Raw genomic sequence first — 22,547 nt, forward strand, 5'->3', positions numbered from 1 at the left:
CAAATATACATGAAGGAATTACTCCGGCAGGCCGCGGCATATAATCTTTGGGCCAACGAAAGGATTATTCGCACCCTCACCGACCTGCCTGACGCTACATTAGATATGCCCCTGACGAGCAGTTTCCCGTCGCTTCGATTAACCGCCTACCATATGTGGAGCGCAGAATCTGTATGGCTGCAACGTTTCCAGATGGCAGAAATGGCCGTGCGGCCGGAGCATGATGGTGCTTTTAAGGAGTATGCAGAAAAACACCTGAAAGTATCGCGGGATGTGTTGTCGTTTGTCGAAGACGCAAAGCAGGTGCGGTTGGAGCATACGATGGAATATTATAACCTCAGGAAAGAACGAAACAAAGTACTGGTATGGCAGGCATTATACCAGTTGTTCAACCACAATACCTATCACCGCGGCCAGCTCGTTACCATGTTGCGGGCGGCGGGAGTTGCTAAAATCCCTAATACCGATTATATTGTGTTTCCGGGTATAAAGTGAGATGGGAAAAGCAGTGTAACCGTTATCAACCTGAACAAAATCAATTCCATTAAATACCACGTATGAGTCTTACTGCCTTTTATCCCGGAGCAACCCGGCATCTTGTAGCTGTTGATTGTATCATCTTCGGGTTTGACAAGGGACAACTGAAATTATTGATCGTAAAACGTTCCCCTGCACCTTACCACGGCGCATGGTCGCTCATGGGCGGTTTTGTGGATGATGGCGAAAGCCTGGACGCAGCCGCTGCCAGGGTGTTAAAAGTAAACACTGGTCTCGACAGCATCTACATGGACCAGCTGCATTGTTACGGCGATGTGGACCGCGATACAGGCGGCCGCGTAATTTCCGTGGCCTATTACGCCCTTATCCGCATCAGCGAACACCTGCCACAACTATCGCCCGATTACGATGCACACTGGCTTACCCTCCAGGAAATTCCTGACCTGATATTCGATCATGGAAAAATGATTACCGATGCGCTGATGCGATTGAGAGATAAAGCCCATTTCCATCCCATAGGCTTTGAACTGCTGCCTGAAAAATTCAGCCTGCCGCAACTCAGAAATCTTTACGAAGAAATTTACCAGCGCCCCCTCGACAAACGTAACTTCCGCAAAAAAATCCTGTCGATGGATGTTTTGGAAAAGCTCGACGAGAAAGACAAAAGCACTTCTAAAAAAGGCGCAAACCTCTATCGGTTCGATAAAAAGAAATACAAGGAACTGACCGAACGCGGGATGGTGTTCGAAATTTAATTCCCGCCAGCAAATATATCTTTCCAAAAGCACGCATCCGGCGTGCTTTTTATGTTTCTGCCCGACGCTGTAGGTGGTAGCCGGAATCTTCAACGCGATTGCCCTACGCAGCGCCGGCGCATCACCGCGGTTTCCTGCGTAAATCAAAAGGCCATCGCTTTCGTCAAAGGCCTCCTGTCAATATCTGGCAGGCATGACCGAGGTGGCCGCCTCTGTTTGCAACGCCGTGGCCGAAGTCAAATATGCGAAAGTGGCGTGTTTCAGCGTTTATACATCGCCATCAGGCAATTCGAGAAAAGACGCGTAACAGCTTACTGATTGGTCCGGCAGGCTGTTTGCATTACAATAATCGGCTCCGGAAACGACCTGAACGGTTTAGCCATCAAGTCACCGGGAAAGCTTATCTTTATAAAGGTTATATGTTTTATTTAAACCGACTGAAAATGAAGGCTCTTAAGATAGGTTTGTGTTTCTTCCTGCTGGTGGCAGCCAATGCCTGTAAGAAGGGCGGCGACAGCAAGCCTGACGGCGGCGGAGGGGGCGCACCTGCAACCGGTACCCGCACCCAGTTAACGCTGGATTCTATCTATCTCTATGCCAAGGAAGTATATCTATGGTATGAGGCTCTTCCGTCTTACGCCGAGTTCGATCCCCGCAAATATGTAAACGAGAGCAGTGAACTGGCCAACCTGAGCCGCGAATTGTACGGCATTACACAACTGGCTGTAAATCCGCAGACTAACCGGTCTTACGAGTACAATGAATACGCCCCTGCCTATTCAAAATATTCTTACGTAACAAACCGCGACGGTAGCACCAACGGCCGCATGGCTACGGTAAGCCTGGAAGAAAGAGGAGAGGACTTCGGTTTTGAGCTGGCTGCTATCTTACAGAATGACATACGTGTACTCTACGTAAACCCCGCTTCACCTGCGTTTCTTGCCGGAGTGGTACGTGGTGACAGGATTACTGCTATTAACAATACCAACGTAACTTCTTCCAGCCCGCTGCTCACCAGTGCTTTTAACGGCAACACGATGGTGCTCACCGTACAGAAGGCGGATGGCAGCTCCAAGACTTACAATTTGACAAAAGCGGTGTATACCAGCAGCCCTGTGCTGAAGTCAGCAGTGCTGACCGGCAACGTAGGTTACCTGGCCCTGGCACGCTTCTCGCGCCTTAGTAAAGCACGCGCCGGTCTGGACGCGGCGTTTGCGAGCTTTGCACAAAAGGGTGTTAAGAAACTCATCATCGACTTACGTTATAACGGCGGCGGCTACGTAAACACCGCCGATTACCTGCTGAATCTTATTGCACCAAGGACGCTCAACAATAAAACGACTTACATAGAGTACTACAACGACCTGCTCCGCTCCGACAAAGCGCCAATCCTCAAGTACCAGCCGTTGTACAACGAAGACGGTAGCCTCAGGAAGCTGGATAACGGCCAGGTTGCTACCTACGCCAACGTATCGTTCTCCGTAGCCGATAATACGATGAAGTTTGAAAAGGAAGGGCCGCTGGATGGCGTTACACACGTGTCGTTCATCGTTTCCCGCAACACGGCGTCTGCCAGCGAACTTACGATCAACGCTCTAAAACCTTACCTCACGGTTAAAACGGTAGGTTCCAAAACTTACGGCAAACCGGTTGGCTTCTTCGCGATCAACATCGACAAGTATGCCGTTTATATGTCCAGTTTCCTGATCCGCAACTCGGTAGGCTTCTCCGATTACTTTGATGGCATGACGCCGGATGTACCCGCACAGGACGATCCGCGGTATGACTTTGGCGACCCGGCAGAAGATGGGGTGAAACAAGCGCTGGCCGTAACTACTAACGGTCGCTTGGCGCCCGCCGCACCGGTGGAAACGCGTTTTAGTCCACAAGTCAGTAAAGTGGAGAACGGGATGATCCAAACTTTTGAACGAAGTAAATTAAAAGACTAACTATAACGAGGGGCGGTGTATATACCGCCTTTTTTTTATCAGTATAAACAAACACCTCGGCAGCCCTCTTTATCACGCAGCGAATCTGATAAAAAACGCACCGCACGCGATGCAAAACTCATTTTTATTTCGGCCGCAAATCACGTGTAAGACAAATCTCTAAGCCACCGCTTTATCATCCCATTAAAGAAAAACCTCCACAGCACCCGGCCATGGAGGTTTTCGAAATATTTCCCAATTGCGTATTATTTGGAATCGTAAGCCCATTTAATGTAGCTGGCACCCCAGGTGAAACCGCCGCCAAATGCAGCCAGTACCAGGTTGTCGCCCTTCTTTAGTTGTTTCTCCCAATCCCACAGGCACAAAGGAATCGTACCGGCGGTGGTGTTGCCGTAACGGTGAATGTTGATCATCACCTTATCTTCCGGCACGTTGAGGTAAGCGGCAGTAGCGGAAATGATGCGCATGTTCGCCTGGTGAGGTACCAGCCATGCCACGTCTTCGCCTGTCAGCTGGTTGCGTTGCATAATGTCGGAGGCAGCGCCCGCCATGTTCGATACGGCATATTTAAATACCATTTTACCTTCCTGGTACACGAAGTGCTCGCGCGCCGCTACGGTATCGGCGGTAGCAGGTTTAACAGAACCGCCGGCTTTCATGTGCAGGTACTCGCGGCCGTGGCCGTCGCTGCGCAGGATGCTGTCGATAACGCCCAGGCCTTCTTCGTTAGGCTCCAGCAGTACGCCGCCGGCGCCATCGCCAAATATGATGCAGGTAGTACGGTCTGTATAATCGATAATGGAGCTCATTTTATCGGCGCCAATTACCATTACTCTTTTATAACGGCCGCTCTCGATAAACTTAGAACCTGTTTCCAGTGCGTAGAGGAAGCCGGAACAGGCTGCGCTGATGTCGAACCCGAAAGCATTTTTAGCACCGATCTTGTCGGTTACCACGTTGGCTGTGCTGGGAAACACCATGTCTGGCGTTACAGTCGCTACAATCAGCAGGTCGATGTCCAGGGGCGTTATACCTCTCTTCTTACAAATCTCCATCGCTACCGGAACGCAAAGGTCAGATGTACCTTTTCCTTCCCCTTTCAGTATATGCCGCTCCTTAATGCCCGTCCTCGTCATGATCCACTCGTCAGTCGTATCAACCATTTTTTCGAGTTCCTGGTTCGTCAGTACGTAGTCCGGAACATATCCACCCACCGCTGTAATGGCGGCTGTAATTTTACTCATATAGCTTATGATGTAGTTATTAAAATGGGCGTAAAAATACGATATAAACGAATATTTCCTACAAAACCCTAAAAAGGTTTATGCAGCAATGCTTCACTATATTACATCCGTAAATATGCCTATTGTTTTGATTATTATCAACTAATACTATTTTTTAGCCAGCTTAAACTCATCTATAGGGCCGCCGTTGTGTCACTCCCTTCAACAGCAACAAACCCACTGAACACCGTTTTTCCGTAAGTTTGTTCTTTACCCAACGCCTCATCAACTTATATGATCGCTTACCTTTACGGAAAACTCACCTATAAATCCCCTGCGCTCGTGCATCTCGACGTACAGGGTGTGGGTTACGAAGTCCTTATCAGTTTAAATACATATTCACACATTCAACAACTGGAAAGTTGTAAATTGCTTACCCATCTCAACATCAAGGAAGACGCACACACGCTGTACGGCTTCTTCGATGCAGCGGAACGCGATATTTTTCTCCAATTGATCAGCGTTTCGGGAATTGGCCCCAATACGGCCCGCATGATGTTATCGTCCCTGCAACCGGACGATGTGCGCCGCGCCATCCTGATGGATAATGAAAAAATGCTGGAAGGGGTTAAAGGAATCGGTGCTAAAACCGCCAAACGGGTGATCCTTGAATTGAAGGATAAGATGAAGAAACACAAGACAGAAGATATATTAAATATATCTGTAACGCCGGACAATACAATCCCTGAAGACGCGTTAAATGCCTTGGTCACGTTGGGGATAGCCCGAAATATGGCCGAGCAGGCGATCCGTAAAGTGTTGAAGCAAGAGCCGCAATTGAATGATCTGGAAGCACTTATCAAGAAATCCCTGAAAAGTTTATAAATTAGTTATCTGACCTCTATAAAACATTTTTTCGCTTGGCAAAAAACACATATTATGGTGCTTTTGCAGTAATTGGAGTTGTATCTTTTATCATCGTTGACACGGCCGCCAGGGACAATAGATCGAATTTTAATACCTATGGGAAAGAACGGGGAGTGAATCTGACTTGGAATCCAGATACCACGGCAAAAGATCCTGTGCGCAAGGATACCCTGAAATATCCTATCCGCGACAGGCGTGGGACCAGTGTAACCGAACCTGTGAAAAATGCGATTGATCTTAAAGACCCATCCAACATTACCCGTACGGTAGAGTACGACCCAGTTACGAAGCAATACACCGTAAAAGAGAAGATAGGCAACCAGAATTACAGGCAACCCACTTATCTCTCGTTCGAAGAATACTACGCACTGCAGGCGAAGCAGAGCGAGGAAGATTATTGGAAAAAACGTGCCAGTACACTGGGATCGCTGAACCAGCGCACCTCCGGCCCCAGTCTCAACAATGGCGGCAAACTGTTCGACCGTGTATTCGGTGGTACAAAAGTGGAAATTAAGCCCCAGGGTAGCCTCGGGCTCACGTTCGGTTACGAAGGACAAAATATCAAAAACCCGGTGTTGGTCGAACGTGCGCGTAAAAACGGCGGCTTCGCGTTCGATATGGATATCAACATGAACTTCACCGGTAAGATCGGCGATAAACTGAAAATCCTTACCAACTATAACACGCAAAGCACCTTCGATTTCGAGAACCAGATCAAACTGGAATATACCGGCTACGACGATGAGATCATTAAAAAGATAGAAGCCGGCAACGTAAGCTTTCCGCTTCGCAGCCAGCTCATCTCCGGTATTCAATCGCTGTTCGGTGTAAAAACACAGCTGCAGTTCGGCAAACTCATGATCACCAGCGTACTGTCCAACCAAAAGTCACAAAAACAAACGATGACGCTGCGCGGCGGTACACAAACGAACGATTTCGCCATCCGTGCGGATGAGTATGAGGACAACCGACACTTCCTGTTATCACAGTTCTTCCGCGATACGTTCAACTACGCCATGGCTAACCTGCCGGTGATCCGCTCGCAGGCCAACATTAACCGCCTGGAGGTTTGGGTAACAAACAAAACCGGCGCCACCACCAACACCCGCGACATCGTAGGTTTGATGGATCTTGGCGAATATGATCCGTATAACCCGAACATCACGCCGCTCACCAGTAACCGCCTGCCCGACCGTGGTACGAACGACCTGTATGGCCGGCTGGTAGCCGACGCTACTACGCGTAACTCCAGCCTCGTGGTAACGCGACTGCAAAACATGGGACTTACCGCGATACAGGACTTCGAAAAAACATTCGCCCGCAAACTCGACTCTACGGAGTACACTTATAACAGGCAACTTGGTTTCATCTCTCTCAACATTCAGCTGAACCCCGACGATGTACTCGCCGTAGCCTACCAGTACGCCTACAACGGTCGTACTTACCAGGTAGGTGAGTTCTCGCAGGATATTCCGCCGGACCAGAACGAGAGCGCCAACCAGCGTATCCTGTTCCTCAAAATGCTGAAAGCCACATCTGCCCGTCCCGCATTACCGATCTGGGACCTGATGATGAAAAACGTGTACAGCACAGGCGCTTACCAGGTAAACCGGGCTGACTTCGAAATGAACGTTTGGTACAAAGACCCCGGTTCAGAAAACCGTGCGCCCAGCGAAAAACGTTACCTGCCGGATGGCCAGGGTGTTTACGCAGGCGCTCCCATCATCACCGTACTTAATCTCGATCGCCTCAATAATCAGAACGACCCGCAACCGGATGGTGAGTTCGACTACGTAGAAGGGTACACGATCCGTTCAGAGAACGGCCGCGTCATGTTCCCCATGCTGGAACCTTTCGCGAGTGGTGTAAGGGTGGCGCTTGGCGGTAACGCTGCTTTGGAATCGCAATACGTTTACCAGCAATTGTACGACTCCATTAAAGTAGCCGCGCAACAGTTCCAGCAATTAAACCGGTATATTCTTCGTGGTTCCTATAAATCAAGCAACAGTTCCGAAATACAACTGGGCGGTATGAACATACCTTCCAGCTCGGTGATCGTAACCGCTGGTGGACAGGTGCTGAGAGAGAATGTGGATTACATTGTTTCGCTTGGCGTACTGAAAATCATTAATGCGGGTGTACTCGCATCTGGTGTGCCGATCAATGTATCTTTCGAAAACAACTCGCTGTTTGGCCAGCAGGTGCGCAACTATATGGGCACCCGCCTCGACTATATGGTGAATGATAAATTAACCATCGGTTCCACCATCGTGAGGATGAGCGAACGGCCTTACTACCAGAAGGTAAACTACGGAGATGATCCGATCAAAAATACCGTGGTAGGTCTGGACGCGAACTATGCCTCTGAATGGAAGGGCCTCACCCGTGCGCTGGACAAACTGCCGAATTACCAGACAACCGCCATGAGTAATGTGAATTTCTCCGGCGAGGTGGCGCGGTTGTTCCCCGGTCACAGTAAACTGATTAACGCAGCAGGTAGTAAAGAAGGGCAGACGTACATCGACGACTTTGAAGGTGCGCGTAACGGTTACGATCTTAAGTTCCCGGCTACCAGCTGGGCACTGGCTTCTACGCCAAACGGCGCAACCGATCAGAATGGCGCAATATTGTTCCCCGAAGCGAACTACAACGACTCCCTGGAATATGGCCGCAACCGTGCAAAACTGGCCTGGTATATTATTGAGCCTACTTTACAAATCCCCGGTTCACCTAACCTGCCGTCCAACATCAGTACGGACGATCAGAGTGATCCGCGGGTGCGCCTCATCTACCAGAAAGATGTATTCCCCAACCGTTCCACCGACTTCGGCCAAAGCCAGTTAAGCACGCTTGACCTGGCCTATTATCCTGAAGATCGCGGTCCGTACAACTACGAACGTACACCCGCCCGTATTACCGCCGCCGGTAAATTGACCAACCCACGCCAACGTTGGGGTGGTATTATGCGTGCCATCGATAATACGGACTTTGAAACGGCGAACATCGAGTTCATCGAGTTCTGGGTGCAGGATCCGTTCATTAATAATCCAACCAGCACAGGTGGTGCGCTGTACTTTAACTTAGGTAACGTATCTGAAGATATCCTGAAAGACTCCCGCAAGTTTTTCGAAAACGGTTTGCCAAGTCCAACCGAAAGAAATAAACTGGATTCATCTGTTTGGGGCCGCATACCAGTGTACCAGCAGCAGATCACACAGGCTTTCGATAACGACCCGGCCATCCGCCAGTACCAGGACGTAGGTTATGATGGGTTGCGTTCAGAGGACGAGCGCAGCTTCCGCCAGAGCTACCTGAACGAGCTGGCCGCCAACTTTGGTACCGGTTCCGTTATTTACCAGCAGGCACTGGCCGATCCGTCCAACGACGATTACCATTATTATCGTGGTTCCGATTACGATGCCGCAAACCTGAGCATCCTGCAACGTTACAAACGCGTGAACAACCCGGAGGGTAACTCCCCGGTTTCCGATGCCAGCTCGCAGTTTTCTTCGGCAGCTACCAACTATCCCGAATCAGAAGATCTGAACAGGGATAACACCATGAACGAAACGGAAGAGTACTTCCAGTATCGTGTGGAGTTAACACCGAACATGCAGGTGGGTAGCAACTTTGTGGTGGATAAATTTACGACGCCGGTAACCCTTCCGAACAAACAGACCATCAATGAAACCTGGTACCAGTTTAAAGTGCCTATTACGGATTACAGTGCCAAGGTGGGCAGCATCCCCGACTTTAAGTCCATCCGCTTCATGCGTATGTTCATGACTAACTTCGAGGATTCGGTGGTATTACGTTTCGCGAAACTGGAACTGGTGCGTAACCAATGGCGCCGTTACCTGTATGAGCTGCAGCCCGGCGACCCGATCGCGATCGACAATAGTACCAACTTCGTGGTGTCGGCCGTAAACATCGAGGAAAACGCCAAACGTACCCCGATCAATTATGTGGTGCCTCCGGGCATTCTGCGTCAAAACACGCTGAGCACGAACAATACCAATATATTATTGAACGAACAGGCCCTGTCGTTACAGGTGTGTAACCTGAAAGACGGGGAAAGCCGAGCGCTTTACCGCACACAAACCGCCGACCTTCGCCAGTACAACCGCCTGCAAATGTTCATTCACGCCGAAGCAGTGAATGATCCTAACTCCCTGCAGGACGGTGATGTAAATGCGATCGTACGTTTGGGCAGCGACTTCACCGAAAACTATTACGAATACCAGGTGCCGCTGAAAAAATCACCATGGGGCAGCTCCCGCGAGCTGGACGTTTGGCCAGAGGCGAATAACGTGGACCTGTTGCTTTCTTCGCTCAGCGCACTGAAGCAGAAACGTAACCTGGCCGGCGCTTCGCCGCTCATGCCTTACAGTGAAACCGACGGCAACGGCCGTACGATTACAGTAGTAGGTAACCCGAGCCTGGGCGAGGTGCGTAACCTCATGATCGGTGTGGCTAACCCGACGAACGACGGTCTGGCAAAATGTACAGAGGTATGGTTTAACGAGATGCGCCTTACCGGCCTGGACGAGAAAGGTGGTTATGCAGCAGTTGGCCGCCTGGACATGCAGCTGGCCGACCTGGGTACGTTCACAATGTCCGGCAGCATGCACACCGCCGGCTTTGGTGGGGTAGACCAGCGCGTGAACGATCGTTTCCGCGACAACTACACGCAATTCGACGTGGCCACTAACCTGGACCTTGGTAAACTCTTGCCTAAAAAGATCGGCTTGTCGATCCCGGTATACGCCGGTTACTCGCAGGCGGTAAGTACGCCGGAGTATGATCCGTACGACCTCGATATCAAACTGAAAGATAAATTAAGGCTGGCGCGCGACAGGACCGAAAAAGACTCCATCCGGCATGATGCGCAGGACTTTACTTCTATCAAGAGCCTCAACTTTACGAACGTTCGTAAACTGAACATGGGTAAGAGTAAATCGCGCCTGTGGGATATTGAGAACTTCGATATTAGCTACTCCTTCTCGCAGACCGATCGTCATACACCATTGATTGAAAATGATGTGCTGACGAGACATCGCGGCGGCCTGGGCTACAACTTTGCCGGACAGGAGCATTACATAGAGCCGTTTAAGAAGATGATCCGCGCGAAAACACCATGGCTCGCGCTCATCAAAGACATCAACTTTAACTACGTGCCTTCGATGCTCAGCTTCCGTGCAGATATTACCCGCCAGTTCGGTGCTACCCGCATGCGTAACATCGGCGGCGACGGTTACAAACTGCAGGAAACTTATGATAAGTACTTCACTTTCGATCGTTATTATGGATTGAAGTGGAACCTGACCCGTAACATTTCTGTAGACTTCAACGCGGTTAACAATGCCCGTATCGATGAGCCGTTTGGTCGCATCAACACCAAAGAAAAGAAAGACTCCATCCGTAGTAACTTCTTCAAACTCGGTCGTACGACTAACTATTATCACAGTGCCACCGCTACCTATAACGTACCGCTGAACAAAGTGCCTGCGCTGGACTGGACGAGCGCAGCGCTCACTTACGGTACCGATTACCGTTGGATCGGCGCATCCATCCTGGCGAAATACCTGGGTAACGCGATCGAGAACACGCAAATGCGCAGCGCGACCATCGAGCTGAAGTTCAGCGATCTGTATAACAAATCGAAGTACCTGCGTAAAGTGAATACGCCGATGATGCGTGTGAGCCAAAATCAACCGAAAGGCAACACGCCGGCTAACACCGCAGCCAATCAACCTAAAAAAGAAGATGCGGCCGAAATACCATTGGGGCTGCGTATCCTGCTGAAACCGCTGCTGTCATTGAAGCGTATCGGTATTAACTATACAGAGAACAGTGGCACGCGCCTGCCGGGTTATATCGATAGTACGAAGGTGCTGGGTATGAACTGGGCGGCTATGTCGCCGGGCACTAAGTTCGTGTTTGGCTACCAGCCCGATAAAGCATGGCTGCATGAGTTTTCTGAAAAGGGCCTCGTTACGCCGGATACGACATTCAACATCCAGATGCAGCAGCAGTTTACACAGCGTCTGGACATCCAGGCTGTGCTGGAACCGGCCAACGACCTGCGTATCGACCTGAGTGTGGTGAAAGAATTCTCTAAAACGTATACCGCTTTATATAAGGACTCCACCGGCGCCGGCGATTATGGCGCGCTGAACCCTTACAGCTCGGGCGGTTTCGATATCAGCTTTATTGCGTTAAGAACGATGTTCGGTCGCATCCAGACAGACGAAGCCGGCGTATCTACCACCTTCCGTAAGTTTGAGGACTTCCGTAAAGTGGTGTCGGAAAGGTTGGGCAGACAGAATCCTTATAATGGCAGCGGTCCGGTATATGATCCCAAAGATCCGGAGTATCGTAATGGTTATGGCCGTTATTCGCAGGATGTGTTGATCCCGGCGTTCCTGGCTGCTTATACCGGTAAGTCGCCTGAAGATATCGCCCTCATCGAAAACTACAGCGCCAATACCCGCAGCAATCCGTTTAAGAAAATACTGCCAAGGCCAAACTGGCGTATCACTTACAATGGTTTGTCTAAACTGGAATGGTTCCGCGATATCTTCCAGAGCTTTACGCTTACGCATGATTACCGCGGCCGCCTGTCCATGAGTTCGTACAATACATCACCGTACTTCTACGATCCGCTGATAGCAGGTTATCCGTCGTTCATCGACACCGTTTCCGGCAGTTACATTCCGTATTTCCTGGTGCCGAACATGACCATCACCGAAGACTTTGCACCGTTGCTGGAAGTAGATATGGTATTCATTAACTCGCTGAACCTGAAGATGGGCTGGAAGAAGACCCGTACCCTCACCCTCAGCCTGATCGACTACCAGCTTACAGAAATGCGCTCCAACGAGATCACCCTCGGCGGCGGGTACCGTGTAAGAGGCTTCCCGATGCCGTTTAAGATTGGTAAAAATGGTAGCCGCCGTTTGGAGAACGATCTTAACTTCCGGTTAGATCTTAGCTTCCGCGACGACCGGCAAACCAATAACCGACTGGATGCCGACCTTGTAGTACCAACGAGCGGACAGAAGGTGATCGGTATATCGCCGACGATCGATTATGTAGTGAACAACAGGATCAACCTGAAATTCTTCTACGACCGAAGGCAGTCGATACCGGTAATATCCACCTCGTACCCGACTACTACCACACGCGGCGGCGTCACTTTCCGCTTCATGCTGGCACAATAGCAACGAATGAATTGACAATATCAACGGGCGGTCCAACCAAATGGGCCGCCCGTCTGTTTTTTATACAATGATTTTGCCGGACTGACAAAAGTCATTTTAAGATGTAGTAGCTTCGCATAGTTTTGCGTAACGCATGAAGTACCTGTTCACCATACCACTCATTATCGGCCTGCTGATGCAAACATTCAGCAAGGAGTTGATCATGGTGGGCTTCAAGGTGAACCAGGCTATTATCGAACGCGCGTTGTGCGAAAACAAGAGTCGTCCCGAATTGCAGTGTCATGGTAAATGCCAGTTGAAGAAGCAACTGACGAAGGAAGAGCAGCAGGAGCGGGACGGGAACAGCGCTAAAAGCAAATACGAAGTGTTTTTTGAGGACGTGGCTGCCGGCATCAATTATAAAGCCTATTGCGCCTCAACTCCCCTTATAACGGTTTATACGCAGGAAATCCCTGTTCCTCCGTTTTACCCCATTTTTCACCCACCCTGTATATAATTTTACATCCAACCCCATACTGCTCATGAACAGGCAGCTGCCTGTGCATTCGTTATTTCCGTATGGTTTCTTTTCGTTAATCTCATCTGCTGCGAAACGGCAGGTGGTTTGTAATGGTATGCCCATAAGGCATGCGTGTAAAATTATGTACCCATGAAAAAGTGTTACTCAACGCTTCTTTTGTTCTTATTGATATCGGTTGCCGCGCACGCGCAACAAACTATACAGGGGCGTGTACTGGACGCGCAAACCCGCGAAGCATTACCCGGCGTAAGTGTACAAGCCGGCGCCACCGGTTGTTTAACCAATGCGCAGGGGCGTTTTGCCATTGATGTTGCAGATTCCCTGAAGGTGACCTACGTAGGTTACAATACGCTTAAAGTGCCTGCCGGCAAAGCCTCTCGCGATATACTGCTGGAGCCTTCTTCCACTAAACTCAATGAAATTATTATATCGTCCAACCGCGCCGGACAGATGCGTACGGAGGCGCCGGTGGCAATTACCACCATCTCTAAACAGATGTTGAACGAAGCGAAGGCCACCTCGCTTGAACAAGTGCTGAATAAAGTGAGTGGTGTGTACATGGTCGATCTGGGTAACGAGCAGCACACCATGGCTATTCGTCAACCTATCGGTTATAAAAGTTTGTTTCTCTATTTAGAAGATGGCATTCCCATCCGTACGGTAGGCGACTTCAACCACAATGCGCTGATCGAGATCAATATGGCCGCGTTAAAGACTATTGAGGTGATACGCGGTCCGGCTTCCTCGCTGTACGGAAGTGAGGCGGTAGGTGGCGCGGTCAACTTCATTACGGCATCGCCTTCACAAGTGCCCATGGCCAAAGCGCAGGTGGAAACCAGTAACTGGGGATACCGTCGCGCGGATGTTACAGCTTCCGGCACGATGGGTAAGTTCGGTATATTGATTGGCGGTTACTACGCGAAGCAAACGAATGGCTACATCGATCACAGCGATTTCAGGAAACTGTCGCTCACGTTGAAAACCGATTACCAGATCAGCGATCGTACAAAGTGGACGAACGGGATTACGATGGTAGATTATAAAACTGACCAGACGGGCGGTCTTGACAGCACGCACTTCTTTAATAATGACTTCCGAAGTCTGCATACTTTTTCTTACCGCCTGGTGAAAGCTTTTCGCTGGAAGAGTACGTTGGAGCACACGTGGAACGGCAGCAACTTCACCAGCTTCAACGCGTTTTTCCGCAACAGCGAAATCGGGCAAAATCCTTTTTACGCGATCAGGTCTACTAGTAACCCATTAAAAGCGCGCGGCGAAATCAACAGCGACGAATTTAAAAGTTATGGTATGGTGCTGCAACATCGTAAACAGTTCGCCTGGAAGAAGGCATCGCTCATCGCTGGGCTGAGCGCCGATTTAAGCCCGGCTACTTATCACGCTAAATTTATCGATGTTGATAAAAATGCAGCTGGTTTCTTTACCGGCTTTACGGCAACAGATTCTACCCTCACGAACTATAATGTTGATTTGCTGAACACCGCAGCGTATGTACAGGCCGACGCGGAATTGTTCGCAGGTTTAAAAGTAGTAGCGGCATTGCGTTACGACCGGATGGATTATGATTTCGATAATCATCTGCCTCCGTCCGCCTTTACCGGCGCGCCCGATGAACAAAACTTTTTTCATGCATGGACGCCGAAAGTAGGCGCTACCTACAACTTTGGAAACGACCGCGGGGTATATGCGAACTACAGCGTAGGTTTTGCGCCGCCTAATATTTCGGAATTGTATCGTGGCGTGAAAGTGCCCGTACTGAAACCGGCTACTTATCACAACTACGAAGCCGGCGGCTGGTTCAGCTTCGCCCGCAATAAGGGTTACCTGGATGTAAGCATTTATCGCATGAACGGCACCAATGAAATTATCAGTGTAAGGCTGGATGACGGCTCATCCGAAAACCAGAACGCCGGTAAAACCACGCACACAGGCGTTGAACTGAACTTGCGTTACAATCTTACCAAAACCCTGATGCTGCGCATTGGCGGCACTTATGCAGAACATAAGTTTGTTCACTTCCAGGAAAAAGGCCTGGTGTACGATGGTAATAATATGAATGGCGCACCGCGCGTAATTTCTAATAGTGAGCTTACTTATCGTCCAGCTTTCGTGAAAGGCTTACGCATTGGTGCGGAATGGCAATACATCAGCCGTTATTATATGGATGTGGCAAACAGTGAGTACTATAACGGCTATCATCTCTTCAATGCAAGAGCAGGTTATACTATTGGTGGATTCGAGTGCTGGGTTAACTGCCGCAACGTAACGGATGAAGTGTATGCGGTAACGGTAGATAAATCTGCTTCCGGCAAAAGTTATCGTCCGGGCCCTAAACGTACGTTTAACGTAGGCATCGGCTATACATTCACTGGTAAAAATGAAGGGAAATAATATGATCAGATGGATATATGCTTTGCCGGTGTTACTGCTCGCCTGTAACCCGCAACAGCCAGCAGAACAACGCGTGTCAATCGGCGAGAAAGCCTCCTGTCCCTACCTCACCGCCGATGCAAAAGGGAACACGGTGCTCAGTTGGGTGGAGGAAAGTAAACCAGGCGATGGCCAACTTTACTACGCAGTGGCTGGTAAAGACGCGGATCAATTCGGCTCCCCCATTCCCATATCGTCGGCACACGGTATACAGGCACATGCAGAAAACCTGCCCAAGCTGTTGTTTCGCCCGAACGGCCAGGTGATTGCCATGTACGGCACCGCCGCAAACGACAGTCGGAATAAGTATGCAGGTAAAGTGTTTTACACCGTGTCGCAGGATGGTGGCCGCAACTGGAGCCAGGCGATACCGCTCGTTAACGACACGGCCAGCTATGACCAACGCTACTTCGATATGGCCCTATTACCCGATGGCCGCGCTGCTGCCGTGTGGCTGGATAATCGGAAAAACACGAAGGCAGAAGGCTCGTCGTTGTACTATGCGGTGCTATCCGGCAACCGTTTTGAGAATGAGTTATCTATTACAGATAAAGTGTGCCAGTGTTGCCGTACTGACTTGTACATTGATGACCGTGGCGGCATACACGTGGCGTTCCGGGCCATTTTAAATGATACCGTGCGGGATATGGTGCATGTACAGTCAACCGACGGCGGCGTTACGTTTACCGCCCCTGCACGCATCAGCGCCGACAATTGGGTGATTAACGGTTGCCCGCACACCGGGCCTACGATGGTGAAAAATGTATACGGTTTACATTTCGCCTGGTTTACCATGGGCAGCGGCGAAGGCGTGTTTTACTGCCAGTCGCAGGATAACGGCGTTACCTGTACGAAAAAGGAAAGCATCAGCGCGCTGCCTACCGCTAAACATCCGCAAATGGCGGCCGTGGGCGATGCATCGATAGCGCTGGTGTGGGACGAATCGGTAAAAGCGGGCGATAAATATAACAACCGTATCGGGTTGCAGTGGAAAGACGCGAACGGAGCGAAACGCAGCACCCGTTTTATAACGCCCGATTCTGCTTTTGCCAGCTTCCCGGTACTTCGACCGGTCAATGACCACCAACTACTGGTAGCATATAAAAAGCGCGAAGGAGAGGCGGAGCGGGTATACTGGCAATTGATAAAGGATTAAAACAAAAAAGGGCAAGCCGCATTGGCCTGCCCTTAATATGTTTCTCAGCTGTAGCTAAAAGTGAATGGTTTTTCACCTTGCCAGCTTTGGCTCATCGCCCAGCGTCCGTAATTGCCTCTGCGTGATTTGTCGGCATACAAACGGAACTGCTCCATCCATTTAGGATAATAGAGCCGGATAATGTAAATAGTAACAAATGTGAACATAGGGATATGGTTATAGGATTAATAGGCACGTTAATCGTTTTTACATTTGATCCACACTGATACAGACTGTAAAGAACTTTTGCTCGTCGAAGTCCGGCCACATTTTTCTCATAGGATTATTAAAGGCCGGTAATTCCAAATAGAAGTCGCTTCAGAACTGCTACATACTGTTAGCGACTTCAAATATAATTTATTCTAATAACATATAAATAACATTTGCGTGTTATTTATATGTTAGTCTTATGTACGTAGTACGCATTGGCCTGTGCGGTGGGCGTAACCACCAGGTCGTTAATGCAAACGTGTTTCGGTAACGTGCTGCAATAGAACACGATATCCGCCACATCGTCGCCGGAAAGTGGCGTAAACCCTTTGTAAACGTCATCTGCCTTACCCTGGTCTCCCTTAAAACGAACGAGTGAAAACTCTGTTTCCGCAGCGCCGGGATGTATGGCGGTTACCTTTATGCCATAGGGCAACAGGTCGATACGCATGCCTTGAGACAGCGCGTCGACCGCCGATTTGCTCGCACAGTAGACATTACCTTTCGCGTACACATGTTTGGCGGCAGTAGAACCAATGTTGATGATGTGGCCTTTGCCCCGGGCTTTCAGTAGTGGAATTAGGGCTTTAGACACGTATAACAGGCCTTTTACGTTGGTGTCGAGCATGGTGTCCCAATCGTCGGTGTCGCCTTCGTCGATGGGAGTGAGGCTGAGGGCCAGGCCGGCATTATTTACCAGCACGTCAATTTCGCGCCAGGCGCCGGTGAGGGAAGTAATGGCTGCCTGCGTGGCGGCTTTGTCGCGCACATCGAAGCAGAGGGGCAAAACCTGTATGCCGGACTCTTTTTCCAGCTGTTCCTTTAACGCGTCCAGGCGCTCCTGCCTGCGGCCGGTAATGATCAGGTGATAGCCTTCACGGGCGAAACGCATTGCGCAAGCTTCGCCAAAGCCGGATGTAGCGCCGGTAATGAGTATGGTTCCTTTCATAATGTGCTGGAGTATTGGTTACCGCAGCAAAGTTACCGTACCTTTTCGTAAAATCTTATTACCGTACAGGTCAATGCCTTCGAGAATCCACAGGTAGGTGTCAGGCTTAGACGGCCGCCCATTAATGTTGCCATCCCATCCCATCCGAAAATCAATGGAGTTGTACACCAGCTCGCCCCAGCGATTAAAGATGCGGAAGAAGTTGTATTGCTGAAAACCCACCGGTATAAACCGGAACCGGTCGTTCTGCCCATCCCCGTTAGGGCTAAAGGCATTGGGAATATATAGTTCCGGACCAGCGTAGTACTTTACGTTGATGGTGTCGTAGCCAAAGCAGCCCTGCACATTATCTACCCGCAGCACATAGGTAATATCCTCATTCCCCGACACCTGCGGATCGCGCACATTCGGCGAACTGAGGCCATCGGAGGGCCACCAGGTAAACTTATCGCCTCCGCTGCCTTGTAACGTAAACAACTGCCCTTTCGCAATGATGGTGTCGTTGCCGGCAAACGGATTCACTTCGTAGAGCGGAATGTTTTGCGTCACCACCCGATCGCAGCCGCGGTCCGACTGTAAATGAAGATTAACTGTATATACACCACCCTTACTGTAATGATAGCTGGGAGACACCTCATTTGATACATCTGTTTCTATTTTATCCACCCCAAAATCCCATTTACGGCTAACAATGGTGCCGTATTGATAACTGGAGGTGTCCTGGAAGTAAACCGGGTCTTCGCGGCATAAAGCATCTGCCGTAAAACCAGCTTTAAAGCCCGGGAAGTTGTTCACCACCCCGGTGGTGCTGTCGGTACAGGGCAGCCCGCGGTTCACCACGAGTCTGATCTTGTAGCTGCCGGTATCTGCGTAAGCATGATAAAAAATATCCCGGTTGTAAGTGATGGTGTCGGTGCCATCTCCAAAATACCAGTGGTAGGTGGAGGTGAAACCGGCATTGCTGTTATTCGGGATGGCAATGGCCAACTCAGGTTCATCTATGCAGTTATTCAATACGGATGGCACAAGTGCACGTATGGTCGTGTTGCAATTGTATACGGTGATCAATATGTCTTTACTATGCGTACCAATATAGGCTTTGGTACGGCGATCAAATTCCGTAACACAAACAGTGACCACAAACTTGCCCGCTCTGTCGGGCGTGCCCGTTATTAATCCCGTGGAGGAGATGCTTAGTTTCGGCGAACCTCCCATCGGTTCCAGGCCGGAGTAGGGAGATACGTAGGATACCGTCGTGCTATAGGGCGGAGCGGTAATCGTTTCATTGTTCCGCACTGCGCCTCCGGCAAGCGCGTTACACAGGCCATACACAAGGCTGTCGCCATCGCCGTCATAAGCGGAGTAATCGTATCGCAAGGGCAGTCCTGCGCAAATCACCACCGCTTCATCTTTATCGAAAAAAGCGCAGTTATTATTGGGTCGGCCTTCGGTGCCAGGAATCACGGTATAAAAAGTTGATCCTTCACGTTCGGAGTCATGGATGTTCGTAAGGCTCTCGCCCCGGCAGCAGCGTTGATAGGCAATGTAATAGCCACCGGGTATGGCCGGCAGGTGAACGGTATCGCTGTAAAAAGCCACTTCCAGGTAAATGGACTGAGGGGCAAGGCAAGGATTTTTGAGGGTATCTCTTAAGGGGCGGGTTTCCTGAATGTAGAAGAGTATTTGCGGGCCTACGCGTGTGCCTGCGGCGTTAAAAATGTTGATCGGGACGGGGTTCTCGAATATATCCAGGCACCCTTGGCGGGTGCCGCATACAAAGTCGCCGTCTCTATAAAGTTTAAGGGTGATCTTATACTTATATCCTGCAACACGGTCTGATATGCCGACTGTTTGGTAATAGATCTCCCCACCAATAATATGGTATGCTGCTGCAATAGAATGAATGATCATGCAGCAAAGCACCAATTGAAGGAATTTGCTCATGTGGAGGGGTATAAAACGGTGAATAACGTGCTCTCTGAATTTACAGAAAATAGGGCAGTTCCCGAAATAAACTTTTGCTTAGCGGAGGAGGGTTACAGTACCTTTTCTTTCTACATATTTACCTGTTTGATCCTTACCGGTTACCACCCAAACGTATGTGCCGACTTCTGCCGGAGAGCCGCCCCTGTTACCGTCCCAACCCTTCATATAAACGTTGGTCTGGAAGATTTGCTGCCCCCATCTGTTGAAAATGCGGAAGGTTTCAAGGGTCATGCCCACAGGAAGCGGACGGAAAACGTCGTTTAAGCCATCGCCGTTAGGGGTAAAGCCTGTCGGTACATAAATTTCAGGGCCTTCAATAAACCGAACGTAAATATCATCGGTGCCCATACAGCCTTCCGGCGTGTATACGTTTACGCGGTAGGTAAAGTCGCGGTTAATATTGGTGATAGGATTATTGATGTCGGGGTTGTTAAGACCATCTGTAGGCGACCATTGGAACCGGGTGCCACCAGTGGCATTGAGCTGGAACAGTTGGCCGCGGGTAATAATCGTGTCGTTGCCGGCAAATGCAGGAACGGGCGGCACTACGTTAATTCGCACGGTATCGTATATTGGTTTGGGACAACCCAGCGTGTCGGTCACTACCACGTAATAGTCCATCGTATCGAGCGGGCCGGCGACGGTTTGGGCCCTTGCAGGCGTATTCAGCCAACGGGTTGGTACCCATTGGTAGGAGGAGCCTCCGCTGGCGGTAAGCGTTATCTTATCGCCATAACAAATTGTTGTGTCGGCGCCTGCATATGCCAGTGGCGGATCTACCGTGCGCAATTGTAAAGTATCGTCGTTAAAACAGGTGCCCAGCGAAGCGTGCAGATGATAGGCGGTCGTTTGTGTCGGCGTTACCACTGTATTCGCCGTATTGCCAACATTCGCGTTCGTGTTAAGGTCCGTCCAGCGGTAATCGTAATCACCGTCACTGATCGTGCGTAAGGTGATCGGGTCGCCGGTGCATACAACACTGTCTGGCAAGGCTTTAATGCGTAATGTATCACGCACATCGATCTTCACATCTACTTCGTTCACGCAACCGGTATTATCCGTAAAGGTGAGCTTATAAGTGGTGTCTCTCTTCGGGAATACCGTCGGAGACTGCGTTTGCGGGTTCAGGATGTTGTAGGTCGCTGGTGCCCATGAGTACGTGCCTGGCATGATAGAGGCTGCGTACAGTTGCAGCGAATCTTTGGCGCAGAGCAGCGTATCATTCGTCAGCACGGGGATAGGCGGCTTATCGTAAATCGTATAAGTTTGTGTCAAACGTTGCTCACATCCCTGGTCTGTTTTTACAATAAGGGTGGTCGTATAAGTGCCGGGCGTGGTGTAATGGAACCTCGGGTTTTGCAGCCGCGACGTATCGTTAGCAGCACTGGTAATACCAAAATCCCATTTGTAATAGTTGATGCTGCCAATGTCGTTAGTCGTCGTATTCAGGAACTGCGATTCTTTACTTGTACACAAACCATTTACGCTAAAAGCCAGCCGCAATCTCGGAAAAGCATACACCGTAGTAACAGCACTATCGTTACAGTTGCTGCCACGATCTACTACGAGTTTAACTTTATAAACACCGGGTGTTGCGTAAGTATGCGGAATCGGGTCCTGGCTGTTGGTCGATAAGGACTGCCCGTCACCAAAGTCCCAATAATAAGGTTTATTCGGGGTGCTGTTATTGACGAAGTTGATCGTTAACCCGTCGCAGTCGTCATACCGGTCGGGCATAGCGGCTACTACCTGTTTAACGCAACCGGTAATGCTGAATTGAAATTCCTTATTATGCTCGCCCACATAAACGCCATTGCGGTACTCTTTAGCGGTCACTGTAACGATGTACAGCCCGGCACCTGGTGCGGTACCGGAAATGACACCGGTTTCGGGGTTGATGGCAACGCCTGCGCCCAGCGGCTGCTCGGCCGTAAAACCTCCCATATACTGTACGGAATGGAAAGGTGGTGTAGCGGAAGTTATCGGTTTGGGATCTAAGCGGGAAGCACCGTCATATGCAGCGGTAAATGAATACACCAGCGAATCGCCATCCGCATCAAAAGCCGCATAATCGTAAATAAAAGGCATGTTCGCACAAACGATCACCACCTTCTCTTTATTGAATTTCGCGCTGTTGTTCGTATCGAAGTTGTAAGTGTTGCCAGGAATAAAAACAGAGTAGGTAGCACCCACGTTGTTGTTGGCCGCATTAATGTTGGTAAGATTGGTACGGCGGCAACAGCGTTGATAAGCGGCGGTATAACCGGCGGTATTTGCGGGCAGCGATACGGTCGTGGTATAATACCCGATCGCGTAGCAAATGTTAGGCGGGTTCACGATACATGGATCTACGTCGGAGGTATTGTAATTTTCCACGGCCGTTCGGGCTACGCCTTTAGGATTAGCTACCAGTTGTTTAGTGCCGGCATCGAAGATAGATATATCCACGGCTGCGTCGAACTGCTGGTCGGTGGCGTCGCAGCGAACGAATAGTTTGACGGTAAGGCGGTATTCGTTATTGGCGCCCACTTTCCTGATGAAATCATAATACATCTCCCCGCCGATAATGTGATCGGCCTTAACGGCAATGGCTATCATGCCGAGCAGTATTGTGAGTATTACTGATCTCAACCTATGTGAATTCTTAAACGGTTATCTGTCCTA

Annotated in this window: 13 protein-coding genes; 8 read left to right on the plus strand and 5 right to left on the minus strand. The window is 49.9% G+C overall.

Annotated features, from left to right (window positions below):
* Window positions 1-9: 9 nt before the first annotated feature.
* The 3 genes from MKQ68_RS00105 to MKQ68_RS00115 all read left to right on the plus strand — a co-directional run bounded on the left by MKQ68_RS00105 (window position 10) and on the right by MKQ68_RS00115 (window position 3,202).
* Window positions 10-495, plus strand: coding sequence for a DinB family protein (locus MKQ68_RS00105; RefSeq protein ID WP_244840995.1), 486 nt, complete (start codon window positions 10-12; stop codon window positions 493-495).
* A 62-nt stretch (window positions 496-557) separates the two neighbouring features.
* Window positions 558-1,253 carry an NUDIX hydrolase gene (locus MKQ68_RS00110; protein ID WP_264281569.1) on the plus strand — a complete coding sequence of 232 codons (696 nt, stop codon included), beginning with the start codon at window positions 558-560 and terminating at the stop codon, window positions 1,251-1,253.
* A 443-nt stretch (window positions 1,254-1,696) separates the two neighbouring features.
* Window positions 1,697-3,202 (plus strand): S41 family peptidase, encoded by a 1,506-nt coding sequence (locus MKQ68_RS00115; protein ID WP_264281570.1) that lies wholly within the window; start codon window positions 1,697-1,699, stop codon window positions 3,200-3,202.
* A 245-nt stretch (window positions 3,203-3,447) separates the two neighbouring features.
* Here MKQ68_RS00115 and MKQ68_RS00120 read toward each other — a convergent pair whose 3' ends face one another.
* Window positions 3,448-4,446: a beta-ketoacyl-ACP synthase III gene (locus MKQ68_RS00120; protein WP_264281571.1), complete on the minus strand. Its 999-nt coding sequence runs from the start codon at window positions 4,444-4,446 to the stop codon at window positions 3,448-3,450.
* A 273-nt stretch (window positions 4,447-4,719) separates the two neighbouring features.
* Between MKQ68_RS00120 and ruvA the strand changes: the two genes are divergently transcribed.
* The 5 genes from ruvA to MKQ68_RS00145 all read left to right on the plus strand — a co-directional run bounded on the left by ruvA (window position 4,720) and on the right by MKQ68_RS00145 (window position 16,699).
* The gene (ruvA, locus tag MKQ68_RS00125; RefSeq protein ID WP_264281572.1) at window positions 4,720-5,310 is read left to right on the plus strand and encodes a Holliday junction branch migration protein RuvA; all 591 of its coding nucleotides are present in this window, start codon (window positions 4,720-4,722) and stop codon (window positions 5,308-5,310) included.
* Between the two features lie 155 nt (window positions 5,311-5,465).
* Window positions 5,466-12,575, plus strand: coding sequence for a T9SS outer membrane translocon Sov/SprA (sov, locus tag MKQ68_RS00130; protein WP_264281573.1), 7,110 nt, complete (start codon window positions 5,466-5,468; stop codon window positions 12,573-12,575).
* Window positions 12,576-12,708: 133 nt separating this feature from the next.
* On the plus strand, window positions 12,709-13,071 hold the full coding sequence (locus MKQ68_RS00135) for a hypothetical protein (protein ID WP_264281574.1): 363 nt from the start codon (window positions 12,709-12,711) through the stop codon (window positions 13,069-13,071).
* Between the two features lie 153 nt (window positions 13,072-13,224).
* Window positions 13,225-15,504 carry a TonB-dependent receptor gene (locus MKQ68_RS00140; RefSeq protein ID WP_264281575.1) on the plus strand — a complete coding sequence of 760 codons (2,280 nt, stop codon included), beginning with the start codon at window positions 13,225-13,227 and terminating at the stop codon, window positions 15,502-15,504.
* 1 nt (window position 15,505) lies between these two features.
* On the plus strand, window positions 15,506-16,699 hold the full coding sequence (locus MKQ68_RS00145; RefSeq protein WP_264281576.1) for an exo-alpha-sialidase: 1,194 nt from the start codon (window positions 15,506-15,508) through the stop codon (window positions 16,697-16,699).
* A gap of 44 nt (window positions 16,700-16,743) precedes the next feature.
* Here MKQ68_RS00145 and MKQ68_RS00150 read toward each other — a convergent pair whose 3' ends face one another.
* The 4 genes from MKQ68_RS00150 to MKQ68_RS00165 form a co-directional block, all read right to left on the minus strand.
* Window positions 16,744-16,905, minus strand: coding sequence for a hypothetical protein (locus MKQ68_RS00150; RefSeq protein ID WP_244840981.1), 162 nt, complete (start codon window positions 16,903-16,905; stop codon window positions 16,744-16,746).
* A 227-nt stretch (window positions 16,906-17,132) separates the two neighbouring features.
* Complete coding sequence (locus tag MKQ68_RS00155) at window positions 17,133-17,897, minus strand: SDR family NAD(P)-dependent oxidoreductase (RefSeq protein ID WP_264281577.1); 765 nt, start codon at window positions 17,895-17,897, stop codon at window positions 17,133-17,135.
* Window positions 17,898-17,915: 18 nt separating this feature from the next.
* Window positions 17,916-19,841, minus strand: a complete 1,926-nt coding sequence (locus tag MKQ68_RS00160) for a PKD domain-containing protein (protein WP_264281578.1) — start codon at window positions 19,839-19,841, stop codon at window positions 17,916-17,918.
* Between the two features lie 78 nt (window positions 19,842-19,919).
* Complete coding sequence (locus tag MKQ68_RS00165; RefSeq protein ID WP_244840977.1) at window positions 19,920-22,481, minus strand: PKD domain-containing protein; 2,562 nt, start codon at window positions 22,479-22,481, stop codon at window positions 19,920-19,922.
* Window positions 22,482-22,547 lie beyond the last annotated feature (66 nt).

Origin of the sequence: Chitinophaga horti (assembly GCF_022867795.2) — a bacterium.
In the GTDB taxonomy this organism is placed as follows: domain Bacteria; phylum Bacteroidota; class Bacteroidia; order Chitinophagales; family Chitinophagaceae; genus Chitinophaga; species Chitinophaga horti.